8 protein-coding genes are annotated in these 13257 nt (G+C 61.3%); 6 read left to right on the top strand and 2 right to left on the bottom strand.

Features of this window, described 5'->3' with window-relative positions:
* Window positions 1-79: 79 nt before the first annotated feature.
* From VGF98_05200 to VGF98_05190, 3 genes are read left to right on the top strand one after another with little or no spacing between them, the layout of a single operon-like run.
* Window positions 80-718, top strand: a complete 639-nt coding sequence (locus VGF98_05200; GenBank protein HEY1681011.1) for a pentapeptide repeat-containing protein — start codon at window positions 80-82, stop codon at window positions 716-718.
* On the top strand, window positions 718-2835 hold the full coding sequence (locus tag VGF98_05195) for a hypothetical protein (GenBank protein HEY1681010.1): 2118 nt from the start codon (window positions 718-720) through the stop codon (window positions 2833-2835). The genes VGF98_05200 and VGF98_05195 overlap by 1 nt, the downstream gene beginning before the upstream one ends.
* A gap of 55 nt (window positions 2836-2890) precedes the next feature.
* Entirely contained in the window at window positions 2891-3820 is a 930-nt protein-coding gene (locus VGF98_05190) for a hypothetical protein (protein ID HEY1681009.1), read from the top strand.
* A gap of 97 nt (window positions 3821-3917) precedes the next feature.
* Here the strand turns inward: VGF98_05190 and VGF98_05185 are convergent, their stop codons facing one another.
* On the bottom strand, window positions 3918-4919 hold the full coding sequence (locus VGF98_05185) for a hypothetical protein (GenBank protein ID HEY1681008.1): 1002 nt from the start codon (window positions 4917-4919) through the stop codon (window positions 3918-3920).
* A gap of 840 nt (window positions 4920-5759) precedes the next feature.
* Between VGF98_05185 and VGF98_05180 the strand changes: the two genes are divergently transcribed.
* Together VGF98_05180 and VGF98_05175 are read left to right on the top strand one after the other, a co-directional pair.
* Complete coding sequence (locus tag VGF98_05180) at window positions 5760-6530, top strand: hypothetical protein (protein ID HEY1681007.1); 771 nt, start codon at window positions 5760-5762, stop codon at window positions 6528-6530.
* On the top strand, window positions 6451-7773 hold the full coding sequence (locus tag VGF98_05175) for a hypothetical protein (protein HEY1681006.1): 1323 nt from the start codon (window positions 6451-6453) through the stop codon (window positions 7771-7773). The genes VGF98_05180 and VGF98_05175 overlap by 80 nt, the downstream gene beginning before the upstream one ends.
* A gap of 3 nt (window positions 7774-7776) precedes the next feature.
* Here VGF98_05175 and VGF98_05170 read toward each other — a convergent pair whose 3' ends face one another.
* Window positions 7777-10026 carry a hypothetical protein gene (locus VGF98_05170; GenBank protein HEY1681005.1) on the bottom strand — a complete coding sequence of 750 codons (2250 nt, stop codon included), beginning with the start codon at window positions 10024-10026 and terminating at the stop codon, window positions 7777-7779.
* Between the two features lie 130 nt (window positions 10027-10156).
* On the opposite strand from VGF98_05170, the gene VGF98_05165 reads away from it, so the two are divergent.
* Window positions 10157-13246 carry an error-prone DNA polymerase gene (locus VGF98_05165; GenBank protein HEY1681004.1) on the top strand — a complete coding sequence of 1030 codons (3090 nt, stop codon included), beginning with the start codon at window positions 10157-10159 and terminating at the stop codon, window positions 13244-13246.
* The last annotated feature ends 11 nt before the right edge of the window (window positions 13247-13257 follow it).

The following is a 13257-nucleotide window of genomic DNA, read 5'->3' as shown; positions in this document are numbered from 1 at the left end:
GTACAGTTCGTAGTATTTGTTCGAGCCGGACCCCCGGTCTGGTTTGTTGCGCCCAAAACCATCGAAAGGATGTTAGTATATGACCCGCATCACCACCGCTTGTCTCGCGATCGCCGCAATCGCGATCGTGGCGGCAGTACCACCGGCCGCTCGCAGTGCTTCGTCGGATCTGCCGTCGAGCTGTCTCGGCTGCTCGTTTAGCGGACGAGATCTGCACGGTGCCGATCTTTCGGGCACGAATTACGTCGGGGCGAACTTTTCCGACGCGAATCTACGCGGCGCGAAAGCGTCCGGAGCCAAAATGGTCGGCGCGAATTTTCGTAATGCCGATGCGACGTCGGCCGATTTCACCAAAGCCAAACTCGTCGGCGTCAACTTTCAGCTCGCGACCTTAACCGGCGCTCGTTTCGACGCGGCCAGCCTCGTCGGCGCCAACTTCAGGGGCGCTAAAGCACAAAGCTTGCAAATGCCGAGAGCCGATCTGATCGGTGTGAACTTCACCGGCGCCGATCTCCGCGACGCAAATCTGCGCGATACCAAAATCTGCACGCGCGATTACAACGGCCACATCGATTGTGCCGAATTTGCGAACGCCGACGTCCGCGGCGCCGACCTCCGCGGCGCAATGATCTGCGGTAACAACGACTCGTGTGCGCCGGTCGATGCGGCGACCTTGCGCGAGCGCGGACATTCGCCCTTAACCGGAGCGCGTCTGTAATGTTTGGCCGGGCGGCGATCGTCGTATGTCTTCTAGCGACGCTTGCTGCTCCGGCCAATGCGCTCGGCGTCACGCGCTTGACCGTACCCGAGTTGGCGGCGCCGTTGGATCCGTCGTCATCGAGCGATGGGTGGGCGCAGGCGGCACGAGTCAAGTTAGGATGGAACGTTCCCGCGTCGCGGCCAGCATCCGAAGCGACGCAAGCCGCAATTTCGACCGACGGAACGTCGCTGTACGTTCGCTTCGATGCAACGCAACGCGAGCCGGTAGCGGCAGCCCAGCGTACCGACAACATCGGGCAAGGAAGTGACGACTCGGTATGGATCGATCTATGGCCGGACGGCACCAGCGGTTTCACCTATCAGTTTCAAGCGACACCGAACGGCACGCACTATCAATACTCTTCCGAGAATACCAACTACACGCCGTCGTGGCAGTCGCAAGGCGCGACGCACGCCGGCGGCTATACCGTGACCATGAAGATTCCTCTAAAGATCATACGCGGCATCGCTCCGAACGTTCCGTGGCGCGCGCAGTTCGTGCGATACGTCCACGCGACCGGCGAAATCGCGGTATGGTCGTACGACTCGTCACAAAATAGTGCCGACGACGTAACGCGCGCCGGCGTCCTCGTCATGCCGCCGCTCCACGTTTCCGTCCCCAAACCGAAGCCGCGACTCGCGACCTACGCACTCGCCGAAGCGGCGTCGAAAACGATTGGGGGATCGACGAGTCGCGTCGGTGCCGATCTGTCCGTTCCGATCGGCCCGACTGCCGCGTTCTACGCGACGTTCCATCCCGATTATTCGAACGTCGAGTTGGATCAGCAGTCGATTGCGCCGACGGTCTACGCCCGCTATTATAGCGAGGTGCGCCCGTTCTTCACGCAGGGCGCCAACGTGTACAATCAGTTCAACTGCGACGCCTGCCCGAGCATACAAGAGTTATACACGCCCGCCATTCCGACGCCTCGCGAAGGCTACGCCGTCGAAGGTAAACAGGGGCCGTTAACGTTCGGAACGTTCGACTCGATCGGCGACGATCGCACCGACGTCGCGAGCGCGCTCGACTATTCGTCGCCCGACGGTCGATGGGGCGCCGCGGTGCAGCGCATCTCTGCGAACATGCCGGGGTTGACCGACGACGTCACGACCACCGGCATCTCGTATTACGACCTCAAACACGTTCAAGCGTATTTCGACTACGGCAGCGATGCGGGCACGAACGTGCTCGTGCCGAACCAGGCACAGCGCTACGACTTCGGCGGCGGCTGGAGCAACTCGACGTTCGGATTTTTCGGCTCGGTTCGAAAGCTGGGCGAATATTACAATCCGGTCGACGGCTTCGTTTCGCACCCGGGTATCGCCGGCTACGCGCTATACAGCGCAAAGATTTGGACGTTCGCTCCCAACGACGTGCTTGCGGCGGTGGGTGTCGCGGGGTTCCTCGACCGGTACCAAGGACCGCAACAAGGGATCGCGCAGAGCGATAACTCGCTGCTGCTCGACGTCCTCACCAAGAGCGCGTGGGATTTTCAGGTCTTCACCGGATCGAACTATTGGCGTTTCGTCGACCCGCTTACCGGGATGGGGATTCTTACACCGGTTTCGCAGAACGCCGGCTTCCAAATTACGTATCACAGCGGTCTTCAGACGAATAATCCGGGTAACTTTCCGTACCATGGATCGTCCTCGGACCCGACCTCGATCAACTACAGCACCGGTGCCTATGGCAACGGGCGCTTGGACACGTGGTTCCGCAGTTCGACCATTCGCGTGGGATCGCGCGGTGCGCTGACGCTGGCGCTCGACGATACGGCGCAGCGCTTTCCGAACGCGACGCCCAACATCCAGTGGTTCGAGAACGCGAGCTACTCGTTTCAGATCACGCGCAACTCGTCGTTCGCGCTCGGCGTCCGGCGCGTCATCGGCGATCCTCCGATCCCTAACGGAGGCGGCAACTGTGTCGGCAGCTGCTCGAACGTGACGGTCGCGTACCATCTGTTGACGCCGCACAGCGAGTTCTACGTCGCTTACGGCAATCCGAACGCGCTGACGACGGTGCCGCAGGCGATTTTCAAGTGGATTTTCTATGCGGGCGCCGAGAAGGGAACGTGAGCGTACGCTCGGCGGCTTAAGAGAGGCGGCAGACTGCGGGGGGCGTATATCTACGGTGATGGTACGTGCCGCATCCGCTTTAGCGATTCTGAGTTTTGCCGCGCTGGCGTCCGCGCCCCAAATGGCGGTCGTCGGCGTCGCCGCCACGGCCGCTCCCAAAGGCACCCCGCCGCCGGAGATTTACCACATCGTGACGCGTCCGCTGTGTGCCGAGCTGCACCAGCATATCGCGCCGGCCATCGCGATGATGCTGCAAAACGATCGAACGATCAAGCAAAGTCCGAAGCTGTTCTCGCAATACAACCTCAGTGCGTTGAACGGCGTAGACAACTCGGTCAGCAATAGCGTCGGTACCACGGCGAACGGCGCGGCCGTGACTGCGGGCGATGCGTCGAACGGCACGCTCAACGCCGACCAGAACATGGCGTTGCTTGGAATGGAAAATCTCGTCAGCCCGATCGCCAACAACATCATCGAAACGCAGAAACTGCTCGATTCGCCTGCGTTAATGCAAGGCACCGGCAATCCCGACGACGACAAGCAACTGAAAGACATTCGCGCCAAACTTCTGGCAGCGCTGGCGACTCAAAATGCTGCCCTCGACATCGTTAGCGGTTTCGTTGCTACCGAGCAGATGGGCGACTTGCAACACGCAGGCGAAGAATACGTCGCCGCGATCAACTCCAGCGAACAAACCGGCAGCCGCGGCGGCACCATGTCGATGTCCGGGACGCCATCGCCGAATCCGCTGATGCAAAATCCCAATCAGCCGGGTTTGCCGCCCAACCCGTACGACATCGATCTCGCCAACGTCCCGGGATTGACGCTGGGCTACAATCCGGTGACGCGGTTACTGACGGCGTTGCGTTGGACGATCGCCGAAACCGAAAAGCGTGAAAATACCGCTTCCGTCGCCGTGATGAACGGAGCGCAACAATGCGCCGCTCCCTCACCCCAACCCGCCGCCACCCAAAAACCGCACTAACGCCGGTCGCGCATGAACGTGAAAAGGACGCCGCGTACCGGCGTCCTTTTTGCTATCTACCTTTTTGCTATCTAAACGAACACGGACCCGAGCGGCGTTAGTTGCCGAACTGACTGATCGTGGCCGCGAACGGTTTGGAAACGTCGTTATTGAAAATCGCGTACGGTTTACCTTGCGGAAAGGTGAAGATCGCAACGTTGTTTTCGGTTTCGTCCGGCGCGACCAAACGGTCGCCGCGGCGCCAGAATCCATGCACGTCGATCGTGCCTTTGAACGGCAGCTTTCCGACGACGTCGGCACGGTCGCCGTACACGTTCAACTTGTACGCCCCTGAAATGTTCTTGCGTTGAAAGTCTTGGTCGCCGATGAGAAGGGCTGGGTTGACCCACGATAATCCCGTCGGGGTCGAAATGGTGGCACCGTGAATGGCGACTTCACCGAAGGCTCCGCCGCGCTTTGGTAGTTCGAAGAGCGCCGGAATGCCGTAGTTATCGTAACCATCGACATATAACGTGCCGCTGTCGTCGTACGCCGACCACAGCAGGTCGCCAGTATTGTCGAAGCCTTCGTATCCCGTGCCGCCGGAGCCGCCGCGATAGACGCGCACGTTGGGTACGAGGTGGCGCTTGCGATCGGCTTGATTGACGATTGCCAGATCGCCGGTGTGCTGGAAATCGATGGCGCACGAATAAGGAATGCCGTACGGGCGTTCGGAGATGGTTTGGAGACGGGCAGTTTGTCCGTGCGCGTATTCGTAGACGCTATACGCCCCGCTATCGACCACGTACACGTTTCCGGATTTGTCGGTGCACATGCCGGCCGGTTGCTTGAAGCCTTTCAACGTTCCGATCAGTTCGTGCTGATCGCCCCCGTCGTAGCTGTAAATTCGAACGTCGTTGCTTCTGAGGTTCGAAACGTACAGTAAGCTCGATGCCGCGCGGGCGTTCGGCGCGATCCACGATCCCAAGCGGTCGTGCGCGTAGGAGCCGGCGGAAAGCGCCGGCGGTGCGCCCGACGAGGCGGCTGGATTGCCCTGACACGCCGCCAACAGCGCCGCGGCCGCTCCCAAAGACAATGCAAATGGGGCTCGGTGTAACATATGCATCCTTTCGCAAATGCAGCGATCGGTCCGATCCTTGCTCCTGCGCTAATAAGACCGGGACTCCTGGACCAAAACCGCCGGCTGGAACCTTGACATGGCTTTGCCCATAAAACCGGGCTTGCCTAAAAAGCCAGCGGTCTGCCCACAAAAAGTGGTACTGATACTCTTTTACGGAGGTGTTAACGTGGACCAGATTTTCTCGATCAGACGGTGCTCAGTATGTCCGGAGCTGGTCATTTACGAAGGGCCTGCGCTCCTTAGCGGTGCCGCAATGTGGTGCAGCGAGACCTGCGAAGTTCTCTGGGATTTGATAACGCCTGGGACGTGGATCGATGCAGCCGAGTTGATGCAGGGCGGCCGTTTTCACAACTATCGGGCCTTACGCGGATGCGCCGCCGCCAATAGCCAGGCGACTGCGATTATGACTCCTATTGCGGCGACGCCGATCACTACGCCCAGCCAGGTTAAGTGTAGCGCGTTGACTCCTAGCACTAGCAGGAACACGACCCCAGCGAGGACTGCCAGCAAGAACTGAGCCGCCAATTGCAGGCCGAAGAATTCAAAGAAACTGGGCCGTCGAGATTTCTTGCGACACCACCGAAGGTAGACAGCCCCTAGGGCTGCGAGAATTCCGAACGCTCCTACTATACTCAGGGCGGCTACAACGTCGGCTGTTGCGTCAGCGCTCACACCTGGGCGGTTCGGTTAGCACGCAAGGCAAGCCCACCGGGTCAGTCTGACCTTTTTGTGGGCAGACCCGCTGGCTTTTTAGGCAAGCCAGGTTTTATGGGCAAAGCCCCTTGACATACGAACAGGTGTTCGATACGCTGTGCTCCCATGGCGCCGAATCGAACGAATTCCGACTCGGATGCGGACCGCCGCGAGGCGTTTTCCGCACTCAAAGCCACGTTGTCCGGAGGGCACACATCGGCACCGCAACTGCGAATTGCCGCCGCCGTTCCCACCTCGATTCCGGCGCTCGACCGGGCGTTGGGCGGCGGTTTCCCCACCGGTTTGGTCGCGCTCGAGGGGCGAAGCGGCCGCTGGAGCATTCTGGCTCGTACGCTGGCCGGTGTGACCCGGACGGCGTTGGCCGCCGTCATCGACGATGGCGGGCTGTATCCGCCGGATCTGGTTCGAGCCGGCGTCCGGCTCGACCGGCTCATGGTGGTATCGGCGGCCACCCCCAAAGGCATCGCACGAGCGGCCGACATTCTGATTCGTTCGCGCGCCTGCCGTTTGGTTTTGATGGGCGCGCCCGCATTGCGGCCGGCGGCCTGGATGCGCCTGGCGGCCGTCGCACATCGTTCCGGTGTATTGCTCGTCGCAATCGCCGAGCGCGCCGGTGCGGAACTGGGCGCGGCCGCATCGGTGCGGCTGCGCTGCGAGCTCGAGCGCGTCGTGCTGCACGGCTCGCGCGGTCCGTGGTGCACGGTCGCCGGCTACGACGTGCGCGCGTCGATCGGAAAAGATAAACGCGCGGCCGCCGGTGCGTACGCACGCGTGCATGCTATCGATGCGCTTGCGGGTGCCCAATTACGCGAGCGGGTGCTGGCGCAAGATCGTCCCATTCGTCGCGAGCGTGTGCACCGTGCTGCTGTGCGTTGAAGCGATTCCGGTCGACGTCGCTGTGTGGGAAGACGCACTCGACGCGCTCGATGCCGTCTCACCGCTGATCGACGACGTTCGCCCGGGGCTCGCGTTTATCGATATGCGCGGCATGCCGGGAACGCCGCCCCAGTGGATCGAGCACGCCCGAACGGTGCTCGAGGGTGCCGGCGTCCGCGCCCGTTTTGGCGCCGGCAGCAATCGTATCGCCGCACGCGGAGCGGCGTTTACAAACGATGGAACGATTTTTCCAGCGGGACGGGAGCGCACGATGCTGGCACCGTTACCGTTGGCCGTGCTCGATGTAGACCAAGATGCGATCGACCGCTTGCGATTGTTGGGAGTAGAACGTCTTGGCGATCTTGCCAAACTTCCGCACGGACCGTTCGTGCGTCGTTTCGGGGCACGATCGGCGCGATGGCACGCGCTCGCTCGTGGCGACGATTCGACACCATTCGTTCCGCGCGGACATTCGGCGGCGATCGAAGCGGCGTTATTCGGTGAAGGGCGTGCCGAAGACGAAGCGCAGGTATTTTTCGCCTTGCGGATGTTACTGTCGCGTATCGCTTCGGATCTAGAACGCAGCGGGCGGCGCGCCGGTGCGCTCGAATTGTCGCTCGAGTTGGAAGACGCGCAGACGTACCGCTTCGACGTATTGCTGGCCGCTCCGACCGCGCAAGAACGTGCGATGTTCGACGTCGTGCGCGCGAAACTCGACGGCGCGACGTTTCCGGCCGCAATCGTCGGTTTGCGCGTGCGAGCGGCCGGGTTAGAAGAAGGTGGGGAAGCGCTGGCGCTGCTGGCCGGCGACGATCTCGATCCGCAAGCCGTCGCGGTTGCCATTGCTCGGCTCGAATCGGTGCTCGGCACCCCCGTCCAGCGCGCGCGTACCAAAGAAGCGCACGCGCTCGAAGATCGCTTTTCGTACGATCGGTTCGAGTTACCGAAACGGACGGTACTGCAAAGCGGTGCGACCGAGGCGGCACCGTCCGATACGGTCGTACCGCAACTGCGGCTGCTGACCGTCGCGGAAATCGCCGTGCGTTTGCGTGCCGGAGAGCCGGCATCGGTCGGCGATCCGCCGCGCGCGGTGCTCGAATGTGCCGGACCGTGGCGCATCGATACCGGTTGGCCTCAACACGATGTGGTGCGCGACGAATACGATGTATTGCTCGAAGACGGCGAACTGTATCGTATTTATCGCCAGGGCGCGCACTGGTACGTACGCGGAGCGTACGATTGAGGGCTACGTCCCTTCGTCGGCGCCCGCATGGAAAACGTATTTCACGATCAAACGATTCAAGGTGGCACCGGCGGCCGGACTGCCATAGTTGACGTAGAGCTCGTCACCGCTGCGCAGCCGTTGATGGAACGCGACGGCGAGATTGTTACCGACCTGCGTTGCAAAGCCACCCAGACCGTTGATGTCGCGCAGCTCCAGCGTGAACGTACTTTCGCTCGAGATACCGTACGAGAGCGACACGCGGCGTAACCATTGCGAATCGATCGAGCCGTTTGAGAACGCTTGCTGCAACGTTCCGTCGTATTCGAGCCCGAGGCTGAGCCGCCGCCCGATCGGACGGCTCGTCGAGATCGTGAACAGGTGAATGTAGTTGTCGCCGAACGGTCCCCACGAATAGCTGGCGTCGATCGGCGTGGGCGTACCGTCCCGATAACCGATCGGAATTTGGGTGAGGTCGAACGGTTGCGTGAAACCGTCGCGATAGCACGGTGCGCCCGAGAAGCTCGATGTATACGCGATCGGACCGCTGCAGCCGGGACCAGACGGGATCCCGTAGGAACGCAACTCACCGACGGCCTGTCCGATGCCGTTCAATGAGAATCCGTTGGCGAATGTTGCGTTGACGAAAACCTGGGCGTCCGCTTGGTGAACCGCTCCCGAGTCGTCGAGAAAACGATCCCCGGTAACGAAGATTCCGTAGTTCTTGATCGCACTGCTCGCGCCGGTGATCTGAGCGTACGCTTGCGGCCCGCGAATGTCGGAGTTAGCCGTGTATCCGTCGATCGGATTGTAATTGGGCGATATGTCCATGTATCCGATGTTGAACTCGGTGTTGCCTTTATGCCGGTCGATGAAGGCTTGCGTGAGGTCCGCATGGCCGGTCCACGAACCGTTCTCGAACGAGTGATCGAAATAGTAGACCATCCCGTTTTGCAAATCGCGGGCCTCCATGCCGCCCTCGATCGTATCGTCGGTCCCGAAAATGGAGTGATTGGCCAGCACGCCGTCGCTCCAATACAGAAACGATCCACCTTGAATCGCGTGCTCGTATCCGAATGCCTGATCGCTAAACGTATTTCCGGTCGTCTGATCGTAACCGTGGAACGTTAGCGCCCCAAAGCTCTGGTTGCCGAACGTGCCCTCGACCTTTCCTCCGCTGTCGAACGGTCCGACCGAGGGAGAGTAAAAAATCAAATTAGAAGCGTTGACGTAGGTTCCGGTCGGCGACCGCGGTCCCGACAATGCGTTGATAAAGGCCGCACCTTGCGCGAAAAACGGACGATACTCCACTAACTGGCGTTGAAATTCTTGCGGAGCGATCGTCTGCTGGTCGATTTCGACGTTCGAAAAATCTGGATTGAGCGTTCCGACGAAGCGGATCGTCGGCGTGATCGGTATGCTGGCATCCCCGCCGATCCAACGCACCTTCATCGGTAAGAACGTCCCATTGGCTTGCTGAAAAAGATTGCGATCGTTGCCGATACTTGCTAACCCGTAAATATCCGCGCGAGGACGCGGACGTAAGGCGGCCGCGGACGCTACGTCGATCGCCACGGCAGCCCAAAAACGCGTGTCGGCGAACTGCGGCCAATTGCCGCCACCGGAGTCCTGCATGATCGGGTCCGATACCCACGAGAGATGCTCGCCGCGACCGGCAACGCCGCGTACGAACTGCACGCGCCAGGTTTGCTTTCCGCCGTGCGGCACGCGCAACACGTTCAGCGGAATAATCATCACGGCACTCCACGAGCCATCGGCCGACGTGGCTGCGGCGCTCCAGCGGGGCTTGTAGCGGACGTTTTCGTTGGACTGTTGGTAGCGCACGCCGCGCGGCGTGGTTTCGAAATAATAGGCTTGACTGCCGGCTCCGCTCGTGTCGACGCCCAGGCCGACGAAATCGTCGAGACCGAATCCGATGTCGTTGGTCGTCTGCGACGCAACGATCGGCACGCCGGTTTGCACGGCCTTGAACCCGACGTACAAATTTTTGTCGTCGTACAGCACGTACGCGGTGGTCGCGAACTGCGCGGGCGAACGCGTGGTCATGTTCTGCCACGGTCCAGTTCCATTCGGCACCGCGCCGGTCTGCCAGGCCGGATCTGCCAGGCTCGGATCGAGCGCTAACGGGTGCGGTGCCCGCGCCATCGTGAACTGGAACGTACTGCCGACGGAAGCGACGGCTTGTGCCCTGCCCGCGAGCAACGCGAGGAGCAATCCGGCCAGCGAATAGAGCAACGTTCGAACGAGGGGCAAGGTGACCGAAGTGTAGCACCGAGCCGGCCGGCGCGCGGTCAAAATGGCATCAAACCCCGTGCTCCTCTCAAACCGCCGTCAGAAGGGTCTTGTATATCGAACATACGTTCGCTATACTCCGAGGTCCTGTATGTATGCCGAGCTGCACGCGTGGTCGAATTTTACGTTTTTAGACGGCGCATCGCACCCCGAAGAGCTGGTCGACCGGGCCGCCGATCTCGGCCTGGCTGCGGTCGCGCTGACCGACCGCGACGGGCTGTACGGGATGGTGCGCTTCGCTGCCCGAGCCAAGGAGCGCGGCATTCCGGCCATCGTCGGCAGCGAGCTGACGTTTGAAGACGGCGCACGCATCGTGCTGCTGGTCGCGGATGCTCCCGGCTACGGAAACTTGTGCGAGCTGATCTCACTGGCACAACTACGGGGTGCCAAGGGCGACGCACGCCTGCGTCTCGAAGATCTGGCCGGTCGTTGCGATGGGCTGATCGCGCTCTCGGGCGGTGCCGAAGGCCGCGCGGAACGGGCGCTGGCCGGCGGCAACCCGGAGCGTGCCGAGCACGAGTTGCGCACCCTCAAGACGTCCTTCGGCGACCGTCTGTATGTGGAGTTGCAACATCACCTAACGCCGGCCGACGCCGGCCGCAACCAACGAATGGCTGCGCTCGCCGCCCGGCTCGGCATCGCGTGTGTGGCGACCAATGGGGTGGTGTACGCCGTCAAAGACGACGCGCGGTTATCCGACATCCTAACGTGCGTGCGGCACGGCACGACCATCGATGCCGCGCATGCAGACCACTTACTGCGTTCGAACGCAGAATTTCATCTTAAAGCGGCACGCGCGATGCGCCGCTTATTCGTGCGCTATCCCGATGCCGTCGTACGCAGCGTCGAAATCGCAAAGCGTTGCTCGTTCCGTTTGGAACGCATCACCGGACAGTTTCCGCTCTTTCCGGTCGAAGACGGCAAAACGCGGCAATCGTATTTGCGCGAACTCGTCTATCGCGGGGCGGCGGAACGATATGGGTCGCCGTTAGCGTCCGACGTCGAGCGTCAGCTAGAATACGAACTCGGGATGGTGGCGCACATGGATCTGGCCGGCTACTTCTTGATCGTCTGGGACATCGTACGGAAGGCCGGCGAATTGGGCGTGCTCTGCCAAGGTCGCGGCTCGGCGGCGAACTCGGCGGTATGCTATTCGCTCGGCATTACCGCCGTCGATCCGATCGGCATGCAGTTGCTGTTCGAACGCTTCATGTCCGAAGAGCGTAAAGAAATCCCCGATATCGACATCGACTTCGCGCACCAAGACCGCGAAAAAATCATACAATACGTCTACGAGCGCTACGGGCGCTCCAACGCCGCCATGACGGCCGAAGTCATCGCCTATCGAACGCGTTCGGCGTTGCGCGATGTGGGCAAGGCGCTCGGCCTGCGCTTGGCGGAGGTCGACGCGCTGGCCAAAGAATACGACGCGTTGGAATCGCTCGAAGACGTCACCGGCGCGCTTTCGGGAGAAACGGCCAAACGGCTGTACGCGATTTGCTTGCGGCTCAAAGGCTTTCCCCGCCATATGGGCATCCATTCGGGCGGAATGGTGCTAACGCGCGATCCGCTAGTTCGCGTCGCACCGATCGAATGGGCGACGATGCGCGATCGTACCATCATTCAATGGGACAAGGACGATCTGCAAGACCTCGGATTGATCAAGATCGACCTGCTGGGTTTGGGGATGCTGTCGCTGCTGCGTGAAGCGTTCTCCTTGCACGAACGCTGCTACGGGACGTCGCTGGCGCTGCACACGATTCCGGCGGACGACAAACCGACCTACGAGATGATTCAGAAAGCCGATACTGTCGGCGTCTTTCAAATCGAGTCGCGCGCGCAGCAGTCGATGCTGCCGCGCATGAAGCCCGCGTGTTTTTACGACATCGTCATGCAGGTCGCGATCATCCGTCCCGGGCCGATTCAAGGCGACATGATCCATCCGTTTTTACGCCGTCGCGCGGGATTGGAACCGGTCACGTATCCCCATCCCAAGCTCAAACCAGTGCTGGAACGCACGATGGGCGTGCCGCTCTTTCAAGAGCAAGGGATGCGCATGGCGATCGAAGCGGCCGGCTTTACGGCCGGCGAGGCCGACCGGTTGCGACGCGCCATGGGCCACAAACGTTCGCGCCACCGGATGCTGGAGATCTATCCGCGCCTGGTCGACGGCATGGTGGAAAACGGCATCGACCGTGCCGCTGCCGAGCAGTTGTTTCACATGCTCGAGGGATTCGCCGATTATGGTTTTCCCGAATCCCATGCGGCGAGCTTCGCGTTACTGGCCTACGCTTCGGCCTACGTGAAATGCCGGTTTCCGGCGATCTTTGCTGCCGCAATTCTCAACGTGCAACCGATGGGATTCTATTCGACCGAAGTGCTGGTCAACGACGCCCGGCGACACGGCGTCGTCATCAAGCCGGTGCGCGTAAACTCGAGCGAATACTGGTCGTACGTCGACGACGAAGGTGCGCTTCGAATCGGGTTCCACGTGATTCGCGGTCTCGGTCAGGTGCAGCGCAACCGGCTCGAAGCAGCACTGACGGGCGGTGTCTTTGCAGATATGCTCGATTTCGCGCACCGGACTCGGTTAGAAAAAGAAGCGCTCGAAAATCTCGCGGTGGCGGGTGCGTTTTCGCCCTGGTATCCGAAGCGTCGCGAAGCGATGTGGGCGTTGCGCGCGCTCGACGAGCGCGAGGCGCGCGGCGAACTCGGCAAGCTGATGGACGTCGAAGAACCCGCGGCGGTGTTTGCCGGCCTCGCCCCGCGGCAAACGGCGGCGTTCGATTTATGGTCGACCGGTATCACGCCACAAAGCCAAGCGATGGCGCATTTTCGCGAGGAGTTGCGCGCGCGAAACGTCGTGACGGCTGCCGGTTTGTCCGAGCTCAAGGGCAATCAGATCTGTCGCGTCGGCGGTTTGGTGATCACGCGCCAGCGCCCCGGCACCGCCAAGGGTTTCGTCTTTTTAACCCTCGAGGACGAAACCGGACTCGTCAACGTGATCGTTCGGCCGGACGTTTTCGAACGGTATCGCCGCGTGATTCGCGCGTCGTCGATGCTGATCGTCGAAGGCAAACTGCAGAAGGAGTTAGGTTCCGTCGATGTGCTGGCACAGCGTGCGTACGCCTTCGACGGCGGCGGCATCGCCGACGGCATTCACGCTCGGAATTTCCGCTAGAACGTCGAAGC

Source organism: Candidatus Tumulicola sp. (assembly GCA_036490475.1).
GTDB lineage: Bacteria > Vulcanimicrobiota > Vulcanimicrobiia > Vulcanimicrobiales > Vulcanimicrobiaceae > Tumulicola.
This window is presented reverse-complemented; position numbering and strand designations above follow the sequence as displayed.

Coding starts and splice junctions, on each gene's coding strand:
- VGF98_05200 (HEY1681011.1), top strand. CDS start 80: ATGACCCGCATCACCACCGCTTGTCTCGCGATCGCCGCAATCGCGATC.
- VGF98_05195 (HEY1681010.1), top strand. CDS start 718: ATGTTTGGCCGGGCGGCGATCGTCGTATGTCTTCTAGCGACGCTTGCT.
- VGF98_05185 (HEY1681008.1), bottom strand. CDS start 4,919: ATGTTACACCGAGCCCCATTTGCATTGTCTTTGGGAGCGGCCGCGGCG.
- VGF98_05180 (HEY1681007.1), top strand. CDS start 5,760: ATGGCGCCGAATCGAACGAATTCCGACTCGGATGCGGACCGCCGCGAG.
- VGF98_05165 (HEY1681004.1), top strand. CDS start 10,157: ATGTATGCCGAGCTGCACGCGTGGTCGAATTTTACGTTTTTAGACGGC.